Source organism: Flavobacterium sp. (assembly GCF_027533505.1).
In the GTDB taxonomy this organism is placed as follows: Bacteria; Bacteroidota; Bacteroidia; order Flavobacteriales; family Flavobacteriaceae; genus Flavobacterium.
On the sequence record NZ_JAPZUB010000056.1, the window covers coordinates 41,252 to 64,344 of the forward strand.

The 23,093-nt window shown below is 39.9% G+C and carries 20 protein-coding genes; 14 read left to right on the forward strand and 6 right to left on the reverse strand.

Features of this window, described 5'->3' with window-relative positions; translation table 11 throughout:
- The first annotated feature begins 17 nt into the window (after positions 1-17).
- From O9316_RS11545 to O9316_RS11565, 5 genes are all read left to right on the forward strand, one after another.
- Positions 18-263, forward strand: coding sequence for a hypothetical protein (locus O9316_RS11545; RefSeq protein ID WP_298204572.1), 246 nt, complete (start codon positions 18-20; stop codon positions 261-263).
- A 1-nt stretch (position 264) separates the two neighbouring features.
- The gene (locus O9316_RS11550) at positions 265-792 is read left to right on the forward strand and encodes a mechanosensitive ion channel family protein (protein WP_298204573.1); all 528 of its coding nucleotides are present in this window, start codon (positions 265-267) and stop codon (positions 790-792) included.
- An 18-nt stretch (positions 793-810) separates the two neighbouring features.
- The gene (locus O9316_RS11555) at positions 811-1,239 is read left to right on the forward strand and encodes a thioredoxin family protein (protein ID WP_298204574.1); all 429 of its coding nucleotides are present in this window, start codon (positions 811-813) and stop codon (positions 1,237-1,239) included.
- A 219-nt stretch (positions 1,240-1,458) separates the two neighbouring features.
- On the forward strand, positions 1,459-3,951 hold the full coding sequence (locus O9316_RS11560; RefSeq protein WP_298347221.1) for a PIG-L family deacetylase: 2,493 nt from the start codon (positions 1,459-1,461) through the stop codon (positions 3,949-3,951).
- Positions 3,952-4,065: 114 nt separating this feature from the next.
- Positions 4,066-5,784, forward strand: a complete 1,719-nt coding sequence (locus O9316_RS11565) for a sodium:solute symporter (RefSeq protein ID WP_298204576.1) — start codon at positions 4,066-4,068, stop codon at positions 5,782-5,784.
- On the opposite strand, the gene O9316_RS11570 is transcribed toward O9316_RS11565, so the two are convergent.
- Both O9316_RS11570 and O9316_RS11575 read right to left on the reverse strand, forming a co-directional pair.
- Positions 5,781-6,425 carry a hemolysin III family protein gene (locus O9316_RS11570; protein ID WP_298347224.1) on the reverse strand — a complete coding sequence of 215 codons (645 nt, stop codon included), beginning with the start codon at positions 6,423-6,425 and terminating at the stop codon, positions 5,781-5,783. The genes O9316_RS11565 and O9316_RS11570 overlap by 4 nt on opposite strands.
- A gap of 47 nt (positions 6,426-6,472) precedes the next feature.
- Positions 6,473-7,324: a DUF2911 domain-containing protein gene (locus tag O9316_RS11575; protein ID WP_298204578.1), complete on the reverse strand. Its 852-nt coding sequence runs from the start codon at positions 7,322-7,324 to the stop codon at positions 6,473-6,475.
- 140 nt (positions 7,325-7,464) lie between these two features.
- Between O9316_RS11575 and O9316_RS11580 the strand changes: the two genes are divergently transcribed.
- From O9316_RS11580 to O9316_RS11595, 4 genes are read left to right on the forward strand one after another with little or no spacing between them, the layout of a single operon-like run.
- Complete coding sequence (locus O9316_RS11580; RefSeq protein WP_298204579.1) at positions 7,465-7,935, forward strand: SRPBCC family protein; 471 nt, start codon at positions 7,465-7,467, stop codon at positions 7,933-7,935.
- A 2-nt stretch (positions 7,936-7,937) separates the two neighbouring features.
- Positions 7,938-8,636 carry an SDR family oxidoreductase gene (locus tag O9316_RS11585; protein ID WP_366941543.1) on the forward strand — a complete coding sequence of 233 codons (699 nt, stop codon included), beginning with the start codon at positions 7,938-7,940 and terminating at the stop codon, positions 8,634-8,636.
- The gene (locus tag O9316_RS11590; protein WP_298347227.1) at positions 8,629-9,924 is read left to right on the forward strand and encodes a deoxyribodipyrimidine photo-lyase; all 1,296 of its coding nucleotides are present in this window, start codon (positions 8,629-8,631) and stop codon (positions 9,922-9,924) included. The genes O9316_RS11585 and O9316_RS11590 overlap by 8 nt, the downstream gene beginning before the upstream one ends.
- Positions 9,925-9,940: 16 nt before the next feature.
- Positions 9,941-11,395, forward strand: coding sequence for a deoxyribodipyrimidine photo-lyase (locus tag O9316_RS11595; RefSeq protein ID WP_298347228.1), 1,455 nt, complete (start codon positions 9,941-9,943; stop codon positions 11,393-11,395).
- Here the strand turns inward: O9316_RS11595 and O9316_RS11600 are convergent.
- From O9316_RS11600 to O9316_RS11615, 4 genes are all read right to left on the reverse strand, one after another.
- Positions 11,392-12,048: an HAD family phosphatase gene (locus O9316_RS11600; RefSeq protein WP_288041150.1), complete on the reverse strand. Its 657-nt coding sequence runs from the start codon at positions 12,046-12,048 to the stop codon at positions 11,392-11,394. The genes O9316_RS11595 and O9316_RS11600 overlap by 4 nt on opposite strands.
- Positions 12,048-12,545 (reverse strand): DUF1648 domain-containing protein, encoded by a 498-nt coding sequence (locus O9316_RS11605; protein WP_288041149.1) that lies wholly within the window; start codon positions 12,543-12,545, stop codon positions 12,048-12,050. The genes O9316_RS11600 and O9316_RS11605 overlap by 1 nt, the downstream gene beginning before the upstream one ends.
- Positions 12,545-13,261, reverse strand: a complete 717-nt coding sequence (locus O9316_RS11610; protein WP_298204584.1) for a tRNA threonylcarbamoyladenosine dehydratase — start codon at positions 13,259-13,261, stop codon at positions 12,545-12,547. The genes O9316_RS11605 and O9316_RS11610 overlap by 1 nt, the downstream gene beginning before the upstream one ends.
- A gap of 199 nt (positions 13,262-13,460) precedes the next feature.
- Positions 13,461-14,102 carry a TatD family hydrolase gene (locus O9316_RS11615; protein WP_298347232.1) on the reverse strand — a complete coding sequence of 214 codons (642 nt, stop codon included), beginning with the start codon at positions 14,100-14,102 and terminating at the stop codon, positions 13,461-13,463.
- Between the two features lie 979 nt (positions 14,103-15,081).
- On the opposite strand from O9316_RS11615, the gene O9316_RS11620 reads away from it, so the two are divergent.
- The 5 genes from O9316_RS11620 to O9316_RS11640 all read left to right on the forward strand — a co-directional run bounded on the left by O9316_RS11620 (position 15,082) and on the right by O9316_RS11640 (position 22,527).
- A complete protein-coding gene (locus O9316_RS11620) occupies positions 15,082-16,830 on the forward strand; it encodes a tyrosine-type recombinase/integrase (RefSeq protein ID WP_298347234.1) in 1,749 nt (582 codons plus the stop codon).
- Positions 16,831-17,062: 232 nt separating this feature from the next.
- Positions 17,063-17,356 carry a helix-turn-helix transcriptional regulator gene (locus O9316_RS11625; RefSeq protein WP_298347236.1) on the forward strand — a complete coding sequence of 98 codons (294 nt, stop codon included), beginning with the start codon at positions 17,063-17,065 and terminating at the stop codon, positions 17,354-17,356.
- Positions 17,356-20,247: a DEAD/DEAH box helicase family protein gene (locus O9316_RS11630; RefSeq protein WP_298347238.1), complete on the forward strand. Its 2,892-nt coding sequence runs from the start codon at positions 17,356-17,358 to the stop codon at positions 20,245-20,247. Before O9316_RS11625 ends, O9316_RS11630 begins: the two co-directional genes overlap by 1 nt.
- Positions 20,248-20,272: 25 nt before the next feature.
- Positions 20,273-20,632 carry a four helix bundle protein gene (locus O9316_RS11635; protein ID WP_298347239.1) on the forward strand — a complete coding sequence of 120 codons (360 nt, stop codon included), beginning with the start codon at positions 20,273-20,275 and terminating at the stop codon, positions 20,630-20,632.
- A 26-nt stretch (positions 20,633-20,658) separates the two neighbouring features.
- Positions 20,659-22,527: a site-specific DNA-methyltransferase gene (locus O9316_RS11640; RefSeq protein WP_298347241.1), complete on the forward strand. Its 1,869-nt coding sequence runs from the start codon at positions 20,659-20,661 to the stop codon at positions 22,525-22,527.
- Positions 22,528-23,093 lie beyond the last annotated feature (566 nt).

The following is a 23,093-nucleotide window of genomic DNA, read 5'->3' on the forward strand; positions in this document are numbered from 1 at the left end:
AAATACCGATTCAATACATGGAAACGGAACAAGAGCTTAATGCCAAGATTTTAAAAATTACCATGGTGATTCGCGATAATTATCCCGAATTGCATCACTACCTCAACGAAATGCCTGTCACAATTCCGGTGGATCAAAATCCGGAAATTAATGTACAACATTTAAAAAAATACTACGATTCCTTGGTGGCGATTTTTCGGAATTATGTAGCCGAACACCAACTCAATTACATCAACCAACGTAACGCAGAAGGTCATTTATAATATGGATTTCCAACGTTTTTCCACTGAATTTATCGCAACATTCATCGTCATTATGGCAGTGATTATTTTACGAGTAGTGATGGCGAAACTCGTACGTCGTTATGCGCAAAACAATCACACATTGGAGCACCGTACTAATTTGATAATCAAATATATTAATTTACTGATTAACATCGTTGCTTTCATTGCCTTGATCATTGTTTGGGGCGTACAACAAGAAGATATTTTTCTCACAGTCTCTTCGGTTACCACCGTAATTGGAGTGGCTATGTTTGCCCAATGGTCGATTTTGAGCAACGTTACTTCGGGCGTGATTCTCTTTTTCTTTTTCCCGTTTAAAATTGGCGACGTGATTAAAATTCACGACAAAGATTTTCCCGTAGAAGGAGAAATTGAAGACATCAATGCCTTTCATGTGGATTTACGCACACGAGAAGGCGAACGAATCACATATCCCAACAATTTATTATTGCAAAAAGGAATTTCGATTGTGCAGCATGAGGCAGACCCTCGAGAGTTTATGGATTAGCATTAAAAGTACGTAACCATGAAGCTAAGTTTTTTATTAATAACAACATTTTTTATCCTAAACCTATCTTTTGCTCAAGTAACTAAACTAGATGATTGGGATAGTGCTAAAGAGCAATCGGAATTGTCAGGAAAAAAGATTCTAATCATTTTAACGGGGGCAGAGTGGTGCAAACCTTGTGTGAAAATGGAGAAAAATGTAATGGAGAATCAACAATTTATTGATTATGCCAATCAAAACCTTATAATTTTTGAGATTAACATTCCGCGAAATCAAAATTATAATACAAAAACAATGAAAGACTATTTGCATTTCAAAAACAAATACGTAACAAACGCATTACCAATAATGATTTTAGTCGATAAAAACGGTACGGAGATATTAAGAATTTCTAATAATCTAAGCTCATTAGAGAACGTACTTGAGAAATTAAAAAAATACAACTAAGTCTACTACAATTAAACTCCCCAATCGAATTCCCTCTTCTCCTGACTGTTTTCACCTAACCCTTTATCGCACAACTACCTTAGAACGCTTATAAAGAAAGGACTCCAAAAACCTCCCAATATCATTTCGCCCCCTTTTCTATTTTTGTTAAAGAAAACGAAAAACAAAAACCCACTTCAGGGAAATCCTTACTTTTGAATGAAATCAAAAAGTATACTCATGCGTCAATCGTTTTGGTGGGTAGCCCTGGTGTGGACAAGCCTCGTTGCCACTGCGCAACGTCCAGAAAAACCTAGTGCTTCAGACATTTATCATCAAATTGAAAAATTAAATTTTCTAGGGAATGTGCTCTACGTAGCTGCACATCCCGATGACGAAAACACCCGACTCATCGCTTACCTCGCCAATCACGTTCATGCCCGAACAGGCTATTTGTCGCTCACCCGCGGCGATGGGGGACAGAATCTAATCGGTCCCGAATTACGGGAGTTGCTCGGTGTTATTCGCACGCAAGAGTTGATCGAAGCACGAAAAATTGACGGCGGAGAACAATATTTCACCCGCGCTAACGATTTTGGTTTTTCTAAAAATCCAACGGAAACGCTTGCGATATGGGATAAAGAGCAGGTATTGAGCGATATGGTTTGGGTTATCCGTCAATTTCGCCCCGATATTATCATCAATCGTTTTGATCATCGTTCCCCCGGAACCACCCATGGGCATCATACCGCCTCTGCGCAATTGGCATTGGAAGCTTTTGACCTTAGTGCTTCAGCCGCTTCATTTCCTGAGCAGTTAGCATTTACCCAACTTTGGCAACCCAAACGTATTTATTTTAATACTTCGTGGTGGTTTTATGGCAGTAAAGAAAAATTTGAAAAAGCCGATAAGTCCAATTTAACGGGCTTAGACATTGGTGTTTTTTATCCCTACAATGGAAAATCCAACCAAGAAATCGCCGCTTTGAGTAGCAGTTGCCACCAATCACAAGGTTTCGGAAACACGGGTACTCGCGGAAGTGAAATGGAATATTTAGAATGGTTAAAAGGCGATAAACCCATCGCTTCATCCCATCTTTTTGAAGGTATCGATACCACTTGGAACCGCTTACCGGAAGGAAAACCTATTGGAGACCTTTTGGAAGGCGTTCAAAAATCGTTCAACTTCAATAATCCTGCGGCAAGTCTCCCCGAGTTGGTTAAAGCGTATGCCTTAATTCAAGAAATCGCTGATCCGTTTTGGCGGGAACAAAAATCGGAGGAAATCAAACGAATTATAGCAGCATGTGCGGGACTTTATCTAGAAGCCGTAGCCGACACTCAAGAAGCTACTCCTGGAAGTACTCTTGGCATTAAAGTCGAAGCCATCAACCGAAGTACGGCCGCTATTCGTTTGACACGAATAGAATCCTATCCTTCAACCCCAGTAGCATGGAACAATGTTTCACTTCCCTACAATCAGGCCAAGACCCATAGTTTTACTTTGACATTACCGGCGAACTACCCCTACACGGCACCTTACTATTTGGAAGAATCGGCAAGTTTGGGAATGTATACAGTTTCATCGCTTACCCGTCGTGGCAAACCCGATGTGGAGCGCCCGACCTGCATTACTTTTACCCTATCGATTTTAGGGGTTGATATTCCCTACACCAAAAAGGTAGTGTACAAGTACAATGACGATGTAAAAGGCGAAGTCTACCAACCGCTCGATATCGTGCCTGCGGTAACTTCGTCAGTCAAAGACAAGGTGATGATTTTTCCCAAGAATAGAGCGCGAGAAGTTCAAGTAGTCGTCAAAGCAGGGAAAGACAACATCGCGGGAACCGTACGTGTGGAAGTTCCCGCCACTTGGAAGATGAGCCCCGAATCCATCCCTTTTTCGCTCCAACGAAAAGGCGAAACGACTACGCTAACCTTTACGCTTACACCACCAAAAGAAGCCTCAGAAGCGGTTATACAGAGTGTAGTTACCGTGGGTGAAGCAACCTATTCATGGGATAAAGTGGATATTCAATACCCCCATATTTACAAACAAATGGTATTGAAACCCGCAACGGCCAAAGCGATCAAGTTGGATATCAAAACCAATGAAGAGAAAATTGGCTATATCAGGGGCGCTGGCGATGAAGTCCCCACAAGTTTGCAGCAAATGGGGTATTCGGTGACGCTTTTACAACCCGAATCGTTGACAGCCCAAACACTTCAAGCCTTTGATGTAGTGATTACGGGAATTCGGGCCTACAATGTGGTCAGTGCATTGGGGTACAAGCAAGCCTTGTTATTGGATTTTGTAAAAAATGGAAAAACGTTAATTGTGCAGTACAATACCTTGGATGATTTTGTGACCAAAGACTTTGCCCCCTACCCGATCAAAATTTCGCGCGATCGCGTCACTGAAGAGACCGCAGAGGTGCGCTTCTTACAGCCCAACCATCGAATCATGACAAGCCCCAACAAGCTTACCCTTGCCGATTTTAAAGGATGGAAACAAGAACAAGGACTCTATTATCCGAGCGAATGGGATCGTCAATACACAGCACTCCTTTCGGCAAATGATACGGGAGAAAAACCCAATGACGGCGCATTATTGGTGGCAACCTATGGAAAAGGAACGTATATTTACACGGGGTTAAGCTTTTTCCGAGAGCTTCCAGAAGGAGTTCCAGGAGCTTATCGATTATTGGCCAATTTAATTTCGGCCGGAAAATAAATGCATATGAAATCAGACAACGAATCCCGCTGGACCAATCGATACACATGGCTGTTGGTCATTAACGCTGTGTATATCTTAATTTTCTTTTTACTCATGCAAAATTACTCTTAGATGCAGCAAATCGATTGGATTATTTTATCGGTCACATTACTTACCATTGTGGTGTATGGGGTATACAAAACCCAAGGCAGCCGTAATGTCGAAGAATATATTTTGGGCAACAAACAAACCAATTGGTTTACCGTAGGGATTTCGGTAATGGCCACACAAGCCAGTGCGATTACCTTTCTTTCTACGCCAGGGCAAGCCTACCACGATGGTATGGGCTTTGTGCAATTTTACTTCGGTTTGCCCATTGCTATGGTGGTCATTTCGCTCACCTTTATTCCCATTTACCATAAATTACGAGTCTTCACTGCTTACGAGTACCTGGAGCAGCGCTTTGATTTAAAAACCCGATCGCTGGCCTCCATTCTCTTTTTGATTCAACGGGGATTGGGAACAGGATTAACCATTTATGCCCCTTCCATCATTTTATCAACGCTTTTGGGGTGGAATCTAACGTTACTCAACGTCATTATTGGAATTCTTGTAATTATCTATACCTTTTCGGGAGGAACCAAGGCAGTCAATGTGACGCAAAAACAACAAATGTTTGTTATCATGAGTGGCATGTTTATTACCTTTTTTCTTATTTTATACATGTTGCCCAATGATATGACCTTTTCCAATGCGTTGCATATCGCAGGGGCCAATGAAAAAATGAATATTGTCGATTTTTCATTTGATCCTGAAACGCGCTATACTATTTGGAGCGGAATCGCAGGTGGATTTTTCTTGAGCTTAGCTTATTTTGGAACCGATCAATCGCAGGTAGGCCGTTATCTTTCAGGAAAATCAGACAAAGAAAGTCAGATGGGTTTGATTATGAATGGGTTTTTGAAGGTTCCCATGCAGTTTTTTATTCTTTTGATAGGCGTCATGGTTTTTGTGTTTTTCCAATTTCATGAAGTGCCTCTAAATTTTAACCCTGTCAACAAAGCGGCTATTGAAAAATCGCCTTATGCTGCCCAATACCAACAGTTGGAAGAGCAACTCAAAGCCCTCACCGAGGAGAAAAAAGAATACAACTTACTGTATATTGACCATCTTAATCAAAATTACGATAATCCTATTTTACGGAATCGTTTGACGGCCATTTCTGGTAAGGAGCGTGATCTTCGTGACCAAGCTAAAGAACTCATTGCCAAAGCCGATCCAAAAGCGGAGACCAACGATAAAGACTATGTGTTTTTGTACTTCATTTTAAATTACCTTCCCAAGGGATTGATCGGTTTACTGCTCGCAGTAATTCTTTCTGCAGCCATGTCGTCGTCGGCATCGGGATTGAATGCCCTGGCATCAACTACGGCGATTGATATTTACAAGCGCAATCTGAAAACGGAAAAGAGTGACCGGCACTATGTCATGGCTACCCGTTATTTTACGCTACTTTGGGGCATAATTGCCATTTTGTTTGCCTGTGTGGGAACGCTTTTTGAAAACTTGATTCAATTGGTTAACATTGTTGGGTCGATTTTCTACGGCACTGTTTTGGGTATTTTCTTGGTAGGCTTCTACATCCGTTCCATCAAAGCGCATGCGATTTTCTATGGGGCCGTACTTTGCCAATTGTTGATTTTCTATATCTATTATCTGGATGTGGTGAGTTTCCTATGGTTGAATTTTATTGGTGCCATGTTGACCATCACCTTGGCGTGGATAATTCAAAAAACACAACCCAAAGCCCCAAATGCATCTGAAATCACAGCGGAAACACCCCTTACTTAAGGCAAGATAAAGTAATAGATCGCCACAAAATGACTGGTACTTCCTGCCAATACAAAGAGGTGCCAAATAGGATGGTAATAGCGTTTTCGATCGTTGGCATAAAAGTAAATTCCCGCGGTGTAAAAGAAGCCCCCTAAGGCAATTCCAATAAGCGCTTCTCGCGATAGTCGTTCGATCATAGGGTCAATGGCAATGACGCATATCCAACCCATTAACGCATATAAACCAAGGGAAATGCGCTCCTGGTGGCGAAAACGCGAAAATTTGAAACCGAAACCCACGATAGCCAAAGTCCAAATGAGAACAAGCAACGTCCAACCCCATACCCCTTGAAGTCCCACCAAAACTACAGGAGTATACGTTCCGGCAATGAGCACATAAATACTCAAATGATCCAGACGCTGCCCTATTTTTTTATGACGCAAACGCCAAACCGCATGATAAAAGGTTGAAGCGGCATACAACAGTAACAAACTCCCCCCAAAAGTCAATGCTGCAATAGCCGTCACCCAATCAGCGTACTGCACACTTTTTTGGAGCAATAAAAAAAGAGCGACACACGATAAAATTGTGCCCATCCCGTGGGTGATGACATTGTACCGTTCTTCTATTTTTCTGTTCTTACGAGGTTTGAGCATCATACGGCAAAGATACTTCAAAAAAAAAGCCCCTTATTGGGGCCTTTTACTTATTTACTCCATTCTTTTATAGAGTCATTATTCATTTTGACATAATCGTCATTTTTCTCTTTTTGGGCTCCCGCCAACGACAACTTAGCCGTTTCAATGGCGCCTTTTTTATCCCCTAATTTCGCTTGAATCAAGGACTTTAGACGCAAATGCCAAAACGGTGCATCTTCCCCTGGTTTTACCATGCTGATGGCTTTGTTGATAAACTCCAAGGCCTTGTTGTGGTCAATGTTGGCTTGGTAATAGTACTGTGCTGATGAAAAATAATCGCCAGCCGTTGGACCCGCCAATACTTTTGCAATACTTGCCATAGCCGCTTTTTTGGAAGGCACTTCAAATTTTAATGCCACAAACGTTTTTTCCCAAGCAATTTCCAACTCTGCCGAATCATTCGTAACATTGCCGATACTCAAGGTAAACGTCTCCACACGACGATCGGTCAAAATAGGTTTAGCATTTGCACGTAACGCTACTTCTGATTCTTTAAACTCTTCAGGCGTACCCCAATTGTCGGTATTCTTGTAAAAAATAATTTCCCAAGTATCTGCTTTGGGCACTGTAAATAAGGCATATTTCCCTTTCGGTAAAACCTTTCCCTCTATAGTTACATCATCAGAAAATGTGATTAGGGAATTGTAATTGGCTCCCGTTCTCCATAATTTCCCAAAAGGAACCAAATCCCCAAAAATAGTACGTCCTTTGGCACTTGGACGGGAGTAGTCTAATGTAACATCGGTTAACCCTACCACTTGTTGAACAGTGGTTTTTGGACTCGGTTGTGGTGTTTTTACTTGCGCTTCAATGGCATAGGTGGCCAACATGAAGGCGACAGCATAGATTAGTTTTTTCATTTGTTCTGTTTTTTAGTACCGTCAAAATTACTAAATCACGGTAGGCAAACTGTTAATTTAAACTTAAATGAATATAAATTTTGTTTAACATACTTTTCTATTAGTTAAACAAACTATATCTTTACCCAAAATATAAACGTATGAAAATTTACACCCTTAAGTCCAAACAAAAATTGCCCATCTCGTTGGAGCAAGCTTGGGATTTCTTTTCCGACCCGATGAACTTGAACACCATTACACCTGATGATATGGGATTCAAGACCCTTTCGGGAGCCGATCGCAAAATGTATCCTGGACAGGTAATTCAATATATTGTAACGCCGCTATTAGGCATTCCTATGAAATGGGTTACTGAAATTACACACGTAATTGACAACGAATATTTTGTCGATGAACAACGTTTCGGTCCTTATGCCTTATGGCACCACAAACATTTTTTCAAAGAAATTCCGGGTGGTGTTGAAATGGAAGATATCGTTGATTACAAATTGCCCATGGGCGTTTTGGGACAACTGATGCATCCGGTGTTGGTCCGTCCGCGGTTGGAACAAATTTTTGCCTATCGTACCCAAAAACTTATCGAATTATTTGGTGAATATAAATCAGCATAATCATGAAAAATATACTACTCATTGGCGGTTCCAAGGGAATTGGTCGTGCTTTAGCCCAACAATTGCAATTTGAAAGCAATCTTTTTGTTGCTTCACGAAGTATTGAAGACTTGGGCGATTTAAAGTTGACCCACATCCCTTTTGACGCTACACACGACACCTTAGATACGAGTGCGTTACCCGCTGAACTTCACGGATTGGTATACCTTCCTGGAAGTATAAATTTACGTCCGTTTAAAGGACTAAAACCTGAAGCCTTTGAGTCCGATTTGCATATCAACTTTTTAGGCCTGGTCAAAGTAATGCAAACGGTTTTACCGCAACTCACGGCTGCGCCACAATCGAGTGTTGTGGCCTTCAGTTCGGTAGCGGCAACGATGGGAATGCCTTTCCATACCTCTGTTGCAGCTGCCAAAGGAGCCATTGAAGGGTTTTCCAAAGCGTTTGCTGCCGAATATGCCCCTAAAGTTCGCATGAATGTTATCGCTCCTTCGTTGACGGACACTCCATTGGCAGACAAATTTTTAAATTCGGAGGAGAAAAAGGAAAAGGCAGCCTTGCGCAACCCCATGAAAAAAGTAGGAACGCCCCAAGATATTGCGCAAATGACAGCCTTTTTGCTGAGCGAACAGAGCAATTGGATTACGGGACAGGTATTTGCCGTCGATGGTGGAATGTCTACACTTTTAGTCAATGGATAAAATTTCTATTTTTTGGTTTCGAAGAGACCTCCGGGTGACTGACAATGTTGGGCTGTTTCATGCGTTAAACAGCGGCCATCCTGTTTTGCCTATTTTCATTTTTGACACCAGTATTTTGTCACAATTACCGCCCGATGATGCCCGCGTGAGTTTTATACACCGTTGCTTGGAGGAAATTCAAAGTGCCTTGCAACAAGTGGGTAAATCATTGGCGGTTTTTCATGGAACCCCTGAGGCGGTTTTTACCGAATTGGTGAAGAAGCACGTTATCGATACCGTATATACCAACCACGATTATGAACCCTATGCCCGTAAACGTGACAAGACGTTACACCAACTCTTTCAAGCGCATAACATTGCTTTTAAAACTTCGAAAGACCAAGTGATTTTTGAAAAAAATGAAGTGGTTAAAGACGATGGTACGCCTTATGTGGTTTATACCCCCTACAGCCGACGTTGGAAAGAACGTTTCAAAACCATTACCGTAACACACCATCCATCGGAGACGCTGCTCCATCAAGTGTGCGCGCATGATTATCCGTTCCTTACGTTGGAAGATATTGGATTTAAACCAACTGCAATTGCCGTTCGACCCTACGATATCTCGGCTTCGTTGATTCAGAATTATGAAGCCACGCGCAACTTTCCAGCGCTAAATAAAACCTCTTTTTTGGGGATTTACTTACGGTTTGGTGCCGTTTCCATTCGGCAGATGATCGCCAAAGCCATAGCTGAAAAAAACGAAACCTTTTGGAATGAATTGATATGGCGCGAATTTTTCATGCAAATTCTATGGCATTTCCCGCATACGGTTCATCAAAGTTTTAAGTCAAAATACGATGAGATTGCCTGGGATAACAACACCGATTGGTTTGAAAAATGGTGCCAAGGGCAAACAGGTTACCCCATTGTTGATGCCGGAATGCGCGAACTCAATGCGACAGGCCATATGCACAACCGCGTTCGCATGATTACGGCCAGTTTTTTATGCAAACATCTCCTTATCGATTGGCGTTGGGGTGAAAGTTATTTTGCCTTAAAACTTCTCGACTACGAACAAGCCAGTAATGTTGGCAATTGGCAATGGGCCGCAGGAAGTGGTGTAGATGCTGCGCCGTATTTTCGTATTTTCAATCCTACAGAGCAGCAAAAAAAATTTGATAAAGATTGGAAATACATTCGCCATTGGGTTCCCGAAGTAGACACTACTGCGTATACCCAACCCATTGTTGACCATAAAGAAGCCCGTGATCGTTGTTTGCGGGTATACAAAGCCGCTGTAGGATAACCCAAATGTAGACCTCATGAAACTGGTATGGCTTAAACGCGACTTACGCTTGCAGGATCACGAAGCTTTATTTCGTGCCTTAGAAAGCAAGGAAAAAGTCCTTTTGCTGTATATTTTCGAACCCTCCCTGCTGCAGGATTGCCATTACAGTGTGCGCCATTTTGATTTTATCCGACAAAGTTTACAGGATTTACAACAGGAGCTTCTGCCCTACCATACGCAAATATTGGTCGTGGAAGAGGAAGCCACGAGTGTATTTCAAAAGCTGATAGACCGGTGTTGTATCACTGGTGTTTATTCGCATCAAGAAACGGGTATCCAACGAACTTTTCATCGGGACATCGCTGTGGCCGAATTGTTGCGTGCTAATGGCATTCCCTGGTTTGAATACGTTACCAATGGTGTCATTCGGGGCTTACGAAACCGACAAACCTGGAAAGAAGATTGGTATGATTTTATGGAAAAACCATGCTTTCCCTTCAGCGCCAACGGTCGATCGTTTGTAAAATACGCTGAAATCGAAAAGCTAGAAATTCATTTTAAAATTCCCTCCCTAGAAACTCCCTCCGACACCCCTTTTCAAAAAGGTGGGCGTCGTATGGGATTGCGCTACCTGCAATCCTTTTTACAAGAACGGGTTGAAAATTACAGCCGCCATATTTCCAAACCCGAATTGGGACGCAAAGGGTGTAGCCGTTTATCACCCTATATTGCGTGGGGGAACGTATCCATACGGGAAATTTATCAATGGACATGGAACACCCGTCAAAAAGGAAAATTCAAACGTCAAATCGACAATTTTGCCTCCCGTTTGCGCTGGCAAGCCCATTTTATTCAAAAATTTGAAATGGAATGTTCGATGGAATTTCATCCCGTCAACAAAGGCTATATGCACATTCAACTTCCCGTTAATACGGCCTATCATGAAGCTTGGTGCACGGGGCAAACGGGAGTTCCTTTGGTCGATGCCTGCATGCGCTGTTTGAATACTACGGGCTACCTTAACTTTCGAATGCGGGCGTTGGTGGTTTCGTTTTACACCCACCATTTGATGCAACCTTGGCAAAATTGCAGTCCCCATCTCGCCCAGCAATTTTTAGATTTTGAACCGGGCATTCATTATCCACAAATCCAAATGCAAGCGGGCGTTACGGGTGTAAACATGATTCGCATTTACAATCCTATCAAAAATTCGATGGAGCATGATGCCGAGGGCACGTTTATTCGCAAATGGGTACCCGAACTGCGGAATATTCCAGCGCCGTTCATTCATGAGCCTTGGAAACTAACGCCTATCGAACAAATGCTGTATCACTTTGAACCGGGCTATGACTATCCTTTTCCCATTGTTCCCTTGGAAGAAGCTCAAAAAGCTGCTACCGATTTTTGGTGGGGACTGCGCAAAAAAAACGAAGTTCGCAAAGACAGCAGCCGGGTTTTAGCCAAACATACCTTCCCCGATCGCGATTAGATACGAGTCGCCATTGCTTCAAACGAAAGTTCGTCAAAATGTTTGACTACCCAATCGGCTCGACTATAATCTTGATTTTTCGAATGAAAGCTGTCGTACCCAATGCAAAATACTCCAGCGCCTTTGGCCGCTGCAATGCCGTTGGTACTGTCTTCAATGACCATACATTCCTGCGCTTGGTGTTGCGACAACCGAACCGCCTCTAGAAATATTGCGGGATGCGGTTTGGACTGCGGAAAATCTTCACCCGAAACAATATGCGTAAAATAGGGAAACAATTGAAAGCGATTAAATACCCTCTGAATCGTGACTTTGGCCGAGGAAGAGGCTAAAATAAGTTGGATATCATTCGCTTTGAGTTCCTTGATTAAACGTTCTACGCCATCGAGCAGCGTCAAATCGTCTTTATGGTCAAAAGCGTCGTTAAACAAATCGCGTTTGGCTTGCACTAATTCTTCAACGGATTGGGATAGTTCAAATTGCGCTTTTAGTTTTTGAAAAATATTCTTGGTGGAATTACCTGTAAATGAGGCATACAAGTCGGGCGAAACGGTAATCCCTAATTGATTAAAAAGTTGGTGATACGCAAAATGATGCACGGGCTCGGTATCAACGATTACCCCATCCATATCAAAAATAACAGTTTTGAGCATTAGCTTTGTTTGAAGAGTTGGATTAAATAATAAAAAATAGTCCCAAAAAGCGCTATCAAAATACCCCCAATGACATAAGCCGTCCCCGAAAAATCAGGATGCAAAGCAACTTGTACCGTTTGCCATTGAATAGCCGCAAAAATCCCGACCAGAACCACTTTCAAACTGCGCATCATTTGCAAAGCCCAACCGTAGAGTCGCGGCGCATTATCGGTAGTCACCTTAACCGGATAATTAAACCATTCGGGATGACGCCCTAGGAAGGTAAGCAAAACATACAACGCTGTCCCTACGGCCACTTCTATTAGAAAAAACACTTTCCCGCCATAGCCGTCGGGATTGCCCTGGCCGTCAAAATGGATGGCGATCGTTTCGGGCAACTTTGGGTACATGAGGAGGGCGTATATCCAAGAACCCAACAAAAGGAAAAGCGCCAATACTTCTAGTAGACGATCGGTGGCGGTGAGTGGAACTAGGATTTTGGGAGGGTGTGCCATTATTTTTTCAACAAATAACGTACAACGGTTTCTGCGGCATGGAGTCCAAACAAACAAGGCATCCAAGAATTCGTTCCGTAAAACGATTTTTTAAAATTGCTTCCGTCGGTATGTTTTACACTATCATAATCCGGACGTTCGCTGGAGTAAACCACTTTGATACCCCCTGAAATTCCTTCCTTTTTAAGGCGTTTCCGCACGTGTTTGGCCAAGGGACAGTAATCGGTTTTGCTGATATCGGTGACTTTTACCTTAGCTGCCAAATATTTTCCACCTGCACCCATATTACTGATTACTTTGACGCCTTTGCGTTTGGCGGCCAATAATAAATTCAATTTGGGAGTTACACTATCGATACAATCTAAGACATAATCAAACTCAGGCGAAACCAATTCAAAGGCCCGTTCGGGTGATAAAAACTCTTTCAAAGGAGTCAATTCCAATTCGGGGTTGATGTCCCACAAACGCGCGGCCATAAGTTCAACTTTAGGTAAACCTACTGTAGAATGCAACGCGGGTAATTGCCTGTTAATGTTGGTGATATCTACGACATCGCCATCCACAATAGTCATTTTTCCGACGCCTGCACGCGCTAAAAATTCGGCGGCAAACGAACCTACGCCTCCCAAACCTACTACCAATACATTTGCCTGACGTAATTTTTCTAAACCTTCCGTCTTAAATAATAGTTCTGCACGTTCTTGCCAAACAGCCATGATTTTAGAATTATGAGTTATGAATTATGAGTTATGAGTTATGAGTTATGAGTTATGAGTTATGAATGGACTGCAAAAATAAGGATTTGGTGGGAGAAGAAAGAAGAAAGAAGAAAGAAGAAAGAAGAAAGAAGAAAGAAGAAAGAGAAAAGAGAAAAGAGAAAAGAGAAAAGACTCTTGCAGCGCAGCGGTCTTGCTTCTATTTCCCAAACACCTGCGCTACATTCCGTTGGATTTGTTGTTGGAGCTCGTTGACTTCCACATTACGATAAAGGGCGGCTTGGGCATATACCGCGGCGATAGATACCTCTAGGGTATCGGTTTCCAGAAAAAAGCGATCCTTGGGAACCGTCAAAAACGTTTCGCGAAGGTCGGGATTGTGTAACAAGTATTTCCCAAACGAAAGGTATAATCCATGCCGCACGAGCTCTTGGGCCAATTGGGCGCTTTTGGAAAATCCATGAACTATTAAAGGAACGGAAATATTCAGTTGTTTTTTTATCGAAAGTAGTTCTTGAAACGCCCCAACTAGGTGAAGCACAACCGGTTTTTGATGGTGTTCTGCCAATACAAGGTGGGCTTTAAAGACGTCGCACTGTAGGTCAAAGGGCACCTCAATACGTTTATCCAAACCGCACTCCCCTATAGCCCAACAGCCCTTTTGTGTGAGGTGTTGCGCCACAATATCCAAATGTTCGGGCCATTTTTTTTCATCAATATACCAGGGATGAATCCCGATGGAGTACACCGGTGATTTTCCCTCAAAAGCCCAAGGATATTCATTGACAAGTTCGACCACTTCGGGCGAGTTTGTATAACGATGGGTGTGTAGATTGAACATGAAACAAGCATTAACGATTACGTCACCTTCCTTTTTGATCGGTTGTGGCCATTGAAATCACTAACGAAAGTACGTAAAGATTTTTATTTTTTGGAACATGAATTTGAGAGTCGTTTGTAGGAACGTCTATTTCTTATTAAAAATGCACCCATTACAATTGCCAAAAAGGCATTTTTATTGTGCTTTTTTTGAACGTTTTCTTCGAACGTTGTTCGGACGTTCTTCGGGACTTGTTCGGCAAAATGCCGTTTTTCGGGGGTTTTTCCGAACAAGTCCCGAACAAGTCCCGAAGGAGGTGGTGTGGATTTAGCCCCCTAGCCCCCAAAGTGGGGATTAGTTGATGGTTGTCGGTTGATGGTTGTTAGAAGTTGGTCTTGAAACTTCGCGAGGGATTTGGAATTTGATTTTTGAAATTTGAATTTTTGATTGATATTGGCATACTGCTTCTATTTAACTCTTTACTTTTTGTCTTGACAGAGGTGAGTCGTTGGACGTATGAGTGACTAGTGATTAGTGACTAGTCGTTAGACGTTAGACGTTAGACGTTAGTTAAGGAGGACATGTTAGCACGCCCATTTCTAATTTATAATTCAACATTTAAAATACCTCCAAAAAGGGGTCTTTGTTCTTTCTTCTTTGTTCTTTCTTCTCAACTTAAAAGTCGTTAGAATTTAGAGTAATTAGTGATTAGTGACTAGTGATTAGTCGTTAGACGTTAGACATTAGACGTTAGTCAAGAAGGACGTGTTAGAAAACCCATTTATAATTTAAAATTCAACATTTAAAATACTTCCAAAGAGGGTCTTTGTTCTTGCTTCTTTGCTCTTTTTTCTAAAACAAACGATTCAGCCTTTGAATGACTCACAATATCAGTTGCTTAGCTTCTCAGCGGCTTTTTTAATAAACGGTTTAGTGGTTCAGCTTCTCGATGATTTTTTACTTCATTTTTTTGTATATTTGTCATTCAACTACACGCCATATGACTTTAATTATTCGAAAAATTGAACACAAAGGAGCGGTACGCATTGGCATTTTTTTTGAAAGGAATAATGCGATACAGCAACAATTAAAAGGGATTGGAGCTACCTATAGCAAGACGTTTCAATGTTGGTATATTGATTACAACAAAGCAGCGTATCAACAGCTAAAAATTTTATTTCCCGATTTACAAATACAGCAACCGGTGGCCGGCGAAACGAGTAGCCGTGACCTTCCACCCATAGCCCAAAGCGAACTTCAGTTAGGTTTACCTCCTTTGGTAAACAACCCTGAACCTATAACGAACAAGGCTTCGTTAGCCCATAAGTTGCGATTAGAATTATTACCACCCTTGGGGAAATATTGGGTTTTTAAAATTCGGTATGTGCAATCGGTTGTGAATCAACTTAAGTTGGTAAAAGGCGTATATTGGCATTCGACGTACAAAGTATATATGGCCAATCGGCATCCGAAAGTGAAAGAAGCGGTGGAACGTATTTTGGAAGTTTCCAATTTTTTTCCTGAAAACTATTTGGAAAAAGAGGTTGTTTTTGAAGGCAAGTCGATTGTTTTGCGTCCACACCTTGAGAATGTGAAATGGATGCAGGTGTATGTTCCTGCACAATTGGTGTTATTGGAAAAAATAAAACGCATTTCGATGGTTCGGTACAGTAAACCGAATGCTTGTTTTTTATTGCCTGCAACCCCAGCTGTTGTTAATGCATTAGTGGTACATTTTGAACCGCATCGTGTTGTGATTCAATCGGAATTGCCTCAGGGATATGTAAACCGACGAAATGTTGTTAATAAAAAGCAACTTGATTTGGCGCGAACAAAATCACATTTGTTTTCCAAACTTCCTGAGCCGGCACATTATTTTGTTTCCAATTACATGGATACGTTAATGGCGGTGAATTATAGTGTTTCAACCATTCGTACTTATACACAACAATTTTTACAATTTTTACGCGATTTTGAGTACAGAGACCCCAAGGATATCACGTATAAAGAAACGGTTCGTTATTTAGCCTCCTTGATGGAACGCGGATTGAGTGCAACCTCTGGTCATGCGATGGTGAATGCATTGCTGTTTTATTATAATCAGGTGGAACAAATACCGGGTTATGAATTAAAACTACCTCGGCCTAAAAAGGAAAAAAAGTTGCCTACTGTTTTGACAAAGGAAGAATGTTTATTGCTTTTTGGGGTGGTTGAAAATCCGAAGCATAAGTTATTGTTATTAATTGGTTATGGAGCGGGTTTACGCGTGAGTGAAATTGTGAATTTAGAGTGGCGTGATATTCTGTTTGCGGAACACAAGATTCACATCAGGAATGCGAAAGGAAAGAAAGATAGAATGGTGATGTTGCCTATGCGTATAGTTCGTTCATTGGAATACTATAAAGAGACGTATCAAACCAAAAAGTACGTATTTGAGGGGCAATTTGCAGGTGAGCCCTATTCTGTGCGAAGTGTTCAGGAGGTTATGCGAATGGCATTAAAGAAGACTGGTTTGGAGAAAAAGGCCACGGTACATTCGTTACGACATAGTTTTGCTACACATTTGCTGGAGCATGGAACGGATATTCGATATATTCAGCAGATATTGGGTCATTCGAGTATCAAGACCACAACGATTTACACGCATATTAGTGCAAGTGCTATGAATAAAATCATCAGTCCATTGGATCAGATTACCGAACAAGAATATGAGAAAAAAAGTGAATACGAATTGAAACCTAAGAAATAGTTACATAAATTTGAATATATTTACTAGTTACAAGCAACCCTAAAAGACCGACAGTGCGACCATCAAACGACAGAAAAAAAAGCCACCGCACATTTTAGCACATTTGGTCTTGCCCGACACACAAGCCAACCCTTCGCAAAACCAAAAGAGCTAAAATTTTCCTACCGCACGGACTGACATTCCGAAAATAAGTATTAAATTTGACCAGTTTTGTCAAAACACATATTGTCTTATGAGTAACTTTGGTGACCTAATACGAATAGCAAGAGAAGAGAAAGGTTTGTTCCTGCGACAAGTTGCAGCTGAACTGGACATTGACCAAGCTATCATTAGCAAATTTGAACGCAACGAACGCAAGCCGACAAAGGAACAGGTTCTGAAATTTGCTAAGTTCTATAAGCTCGACAAGGAAACTTTATTAGTTGAGTGGTTAAGCGACAAAGTAGCTTACGACCTGCAAGACGAGAATTTGGCTGACAAAGTTTTGAAAGCTGCTGAACAGAAAATTAAATACAAGAAAAAGTAATGCTTCATTATATCATACAAGAAAAGAAAAACAAATGGTTGCAGTCTGACGACTGCACCATTAGTGATTTGATAAAGTATATCCGTGACAAAGGACAGTTACGTGATACGCAAATTGAAGCAATTGAGACTTATTTGTTTTTGAAAATACAAGGACAGAATAAACCACTTTGGCAATTATTTTCAGAAGGCTTTTTCACTAACGGCACAGACTTATCAAAACTTAATATTAATCAAACGGCAAGAGATTTTTTAACCGCCAACAAAGACGCTTTTGCATTGTATGACTTTGCAAGAACAAAAAACGGAAACGGTTCTTTACTCCCCGAACTCGAAAAACTAATTGTTGACAAACCAACTGAATTAGATTACGACACTATTATAAAAAGCATTTTCTACAATGTAAGCTATGCCGACTACTTAATGAGTTTGCCGATGGGTGCAGGTAAAACATTTCTAATGGCTGCTTTCATTTATTTGGACTTGTATTTTGCCGACAACGAACCAGAGAATAAAGCATTTGCACATAATTTTTTGGTGCTTATTCCTTCGGGCTTAAAATCTTCTATCGTTCCGAGTTTAAAGACAATTGAAAATTACGACCCTTCTTGGGTGTTGCCCGAACCATCGGCAAGCAAACTAAAAAAACTATTGAAGTTTGATGTTTTGGACGAGCAGAAATCAGCGAAGAAAAGTAACAAGGCAAGAAACCCCAATGCTCAAAAAGTAAATGCTTGCTTACCTAATCCATTCGGACAAGTGTTTGTTGTAAATGCAGAGAAAGTGATTTTGGAAAGTTTCAAATTCAATGCTCAAACAGAATTGGAACTGGAGGAAGAAGAAAAAGATACAAGCAACGATTTAAAAAGATTGTTCGGACAAATTCCGAACTTGACAATCCTTATAGATGAAGTTCACCACGCTGCAACCGATGATATTAAATTACGGCAAGCCGTAAATTATTGGCACAGCAAAGGGAACATCACAACCGTTTTAGGTTTCTCGGGAACGCCATATTTGCAGGGTGCTGAAACTATCAAAGCAGGTGATTACGCTTTTAAGTTTTCTCAAATAACCAACACGGTATATTATTATCCATTGGTTACAGCAATTAAGAAATTTCTGAAAACACCAACAGTAAAAATCGGACAAAACCTTGACCGTTTTCAAATCATTAAAAAAGGAATTGAGGACTTTGATACACTATACAAGAAAACTGTTTATGAAAATGGTGCTATTGCTAAAATAGCTATCTATTGCAGTAACATTGAGGTTTTAGAAGAAGAAGTTTATCCGTTCCTGACAAGTGAATTGAAAATAAATCCTGCCGAGATTTTAAAATTTCATGGAGGAAATAAAAAATACACTTTGCCAAAAGAGAATGAATTAGAATTCCGTTCATTGGATTTGGCTATTTCAAAAAAGCGTTACATTCTTTTAGTTCAAGTGGGAAAAGAAGGTTGGGACTGTCCAAGTTTAACAGGTGTAATCCTTTCGCAAAAAGGCGACAGCCCACAAAATATGGTGCTGCAAACATCTTGCAGATGTTTACGCCAAGTGGACAAAGGAAAAGAAGAAACTGCTTTGATTTGGTTGAATAAAGATAATGCCGATACATTGAACAAACAGTTAAAGCAAGAACAAAACAGCAGCATTGACGAACTGAACAGCACCAAACGAATTGGGAAAGCCGAAATGGTTGAACGCCACAGCCGTATGGAATACTTGCAGTTGCCGAAAGTGGAATTTTATCAAATGAAAGTTACTTATCAAAGCATTGATGAGGAAGAAACAGCAAACACAAAAGCCAAGTTAAAAGCTATCATTAAAAAGATGGAAGATTACAAGGCTTCTGCCTTAATCAGCACCAGTGAAATTTCAAACATTGATACTGGAACTATTGACATTATTAACGAAACAGGAATTGCATTTGCCAATTACAACCAATGGCTTTTTGAAATGAGCCGCCAAAGTTTTGGGTTGATTTCGGAAACACAATTGCATCAATACGATACAGAATTAAACGAAATATTTGAAACCGTTTCTTTTGAAAAAGACGGAAACCGCTTTTTCAATGAACTGTATGATTTGCATTTGATACAATCAAAAATTCGTGTTGCGTTTAGCATCAAAAGAGATTTACAAACCGACACAGAAGTAATTCCAAAACAAGCGGAATTATTGATTGCCGAACGCTTGACCAATGTAGAGAAAAATCCAAAACTCTATCCGAACGAAGCTGATACAAACAAAATTCTTGAATTAGATAAAAGCAATGCCGATGTTGAATTTGACTGGGCAGAAGTTGAAAAGGCTTATCTGGTAATGAAGGAGACAATGATAAGTCAAGGAATGGAAAAGTGGGTTCCTGAATATGAAACTTTCAAATCCGATAAAGATTATTCTCTACCAACAAAATCTAAAAATAATTCCTTTCATTATTTACCCTACAATTTTGGAGCTAGCGGAAGCAGTGGTTTTGAAATACAAGCACTTCAAGAAACCTTAAGATTAGCTGATTTCAAAACTAAAGAGTTGGAAATATACTACAATGGCGAACGTGGCTTAACCGAATTTGTCATTAACTGCTTTGCCAAAGAAGGAAAGTATTGGAAAAACATTGGGAAATACACTACTGACTTTTTAATTGTGAAACGAACCGCTAAAGATAAAATTCATAAAGCCCTACTTATTGAAACCAAAGGTGCTTTGTATGCAGAAGACAAGGTTTTTCAGAAAAAGAAAAACTATGTAGAAACAGAGTTTTTAAAACTCAACCAAGATAAATTCGGCTATCAACGTTTCGACTTCCTGTATTTGGAAGACAGCAAAAACATTGCAGCCAACATCACAGAATTGAACAATAAGTTAAACCAGTTCTTCAATGATTAATGGTTAATTGTAAATTGTTAATGAAATGACAGAGAATATTATAAAAAATAAAAGTTTTGCATTTGCAATTAGAGTTGTAAAACTATATCAGTTTTTATGTGAAACAAAAAAGGAGTTTGTTCTTTCAAAGCAATTGTTGAGAAGCGGAACTGCTGTTGGTGCATTAGTTCGAGAAGCTGAACACGCTGAAAGCAAAGCAGATTTTAAACACAAAATGTCAATTGCTCAAAAAGAAATAAATGAAAGTATCTATTGGCTCGAATTGCTAAAAGAAACGGACTATTTAACCAATGAACAATTTCAAAGCATCAATGCAGATGCAGTAGAAATAATCAAACTACTTACATCAATAATCAAATCGACCAAAGCAAACATTAACAACTAACAATTGATAATTAACAATTAGAAAAAATGCCAATAAAATACATTCCATATTACCCTAACACGGTTGAAGGACAAGCAGTTTTGAATAATATAACACGCAATCAAAGAGTATTGCGATACCGTGAAAATGATAAGGTTTTTGACCGCATAAAAAGAGGTATGCCCTTTTATGAAGTAGAACCTATTGAAACAGTAGGAGCACCTTCTAAAAATTTGGTTATACGTGGCGAATGTATATCGGCTTGTGCATATTTGAAGGAACAAGGAATTAAGGTTGATTTGGTTTGCATTGACCCACCATTTGCAAGTGGTATTGATTATTCAAAAAAAGTTTTTATCCGTAGAAATCCAAATATTGCCAAAAAAATTGAAGAGGCTGAACAACAAATGGATATTGAGGAATTAAGAGCATTTGAAGAAAAAATGTATGGAGACATTTGGTCAAAAGAAGATTATCTCAATTGGATGTATGAAAATCTTTTAGCTATTAAATCAGTTATGGATGAAAAGGCCAGTATTTATGTTCACCTAGATTGGCATATTGGCCATTATGTAAAAATACTTATGGATGAAGTCTTTGGAGAGGACTTGTTTAGAAATGAGATTATATGGTATTATGCTGATTATATACAAGGTAATGCCACCACAGGTTTTGCTAAAAAGCACGATGTGATATATTTCTATACAAAATCGGACAATTATACCTTTCAAAGGGTAACCGAAAAACTTGACAAGCCAGTTGAAAGAAATAAAGTAGTATGGGACAAAGAAACCCAGACACTAAAAGTTGCGAGAGATGAAAATGGTAAAATAATCTATGAAACATTTACAGAAAAATTCCTTGATAGTGTTTGGGCAATTGGTCAAACTTCAGTGACAAGAAAAACTAGTAGTGAAAATGTCGGTTATTCAACACAAAAGCCCAAAGCACTGTTAGAAAGGTTCATTAAGGCAAGTAGTAATGAAGGAATGATAATCGCTGATTTCTTTGGCGGTAGTGGAGTAACAGCAAAAGTAGCAAACGACTTAGGCAGAAAATTTATTCATTGTGATATTGGAATAAACAGTATTCAGACAGTTAGAGATAGATTAGTTGAAGCCAAAGCCAACTTTCAAATATTGGAAATAAAAGACGGTGTTAGCTTATTCCGCAACCCACAGCAAACAATGGATAAGTTGGCAACACTTATTCCAGGATTACAAAAAGGAGTAAAAGGAATTAGCAATTTTTGGTTTGGTGCAATCACAAAAAGTAAAGAAGGCATTGTGCCGGTTTACGTTCCCAATTTGCTTAATACACAAGAAAAGGTTTTGGACATTCCCACCATAAACACCATAATCAATCAGGAACTATCAAACTTAGAAGTCAATGCCAAAAAAGTAATTGTGTATTACATAGACATTGACGACCAAAAGGCATTGGAGAAATTTATAAAAGACAACAACGCCACAGAAATAGAGGTTGAATTAAAAGACCTTAAAAATCTATTGCACGATGTAGTAATTGAGGACATTATAGATTTTAAAACTACTAAAACAAAAGACGGTTACGAAACAGAAATAAACAAATTCATTAGCGACCGTCTAATTCAGAAAATCGGTGAATTTAACCAAAAAGGAAATTTACAATCTGTTGCCAAAGGCAAGAAATTCAATCCCATCAACATCAGTGAAGAAGGATTAGAACTCATTGAGCTTATTGCCCTTGACTGCGAAAACACAGAAGGACAATGGCACAGCACCACAGAAATTAAAATTGACAAACTCGGTTATGTAATTACCAACGGAGTAAAATCAAAAAACTTTTGGAACGGCAAAATTACCAGCGACAAAAATCCATTGAGAATAAAAGTGAGAAACATAAGCGGAGACGAAACAATAAAAACAGTAGAATAATGCCAGTATATTTAGTAGTTACAGACGACACATTTTCATTAGATAAAATTAAGCACAAATTCCCTGCTGACTTTGTGGAAGTTTTTAACAATACATTTCTTTTAAGTTATTAGCTTTCAGACTGGCAACTTAATGACGAAATTGCTGAATTAATTTATGAAGAATATCCAAATTTTGAAATTGTAATTACAGAAGTTAATAAAGCAGATTTGTTTCATTTTAAGGAAGCGGACAAGTATGTAAAATATCTTTTTGACAGAGAACAAACTAAAAACTAAAATGCCAACCCTTCGCAGTCATACACATTTGCAAGCCGCACAAGCCGACACACTAGCCCAAGCTTGCAAAAGAGTATGCCTGCCCAACCGCACAAGGACACTGCAAACTCGACATGACAGCACTTCGACAGAAAGAAGGGCAGCTTGTAACACGGGTAACTGTTGCACAACCCATTCAAAATAAAATTTTTCAAAATAATTCGTAAAAAACAACCTCGTTTAAGCTCCCGAAACTTCGGGATAAGCGAGGTTTATTTTTTAGTTGTAGTCCAAAACTCCAAAATTTGG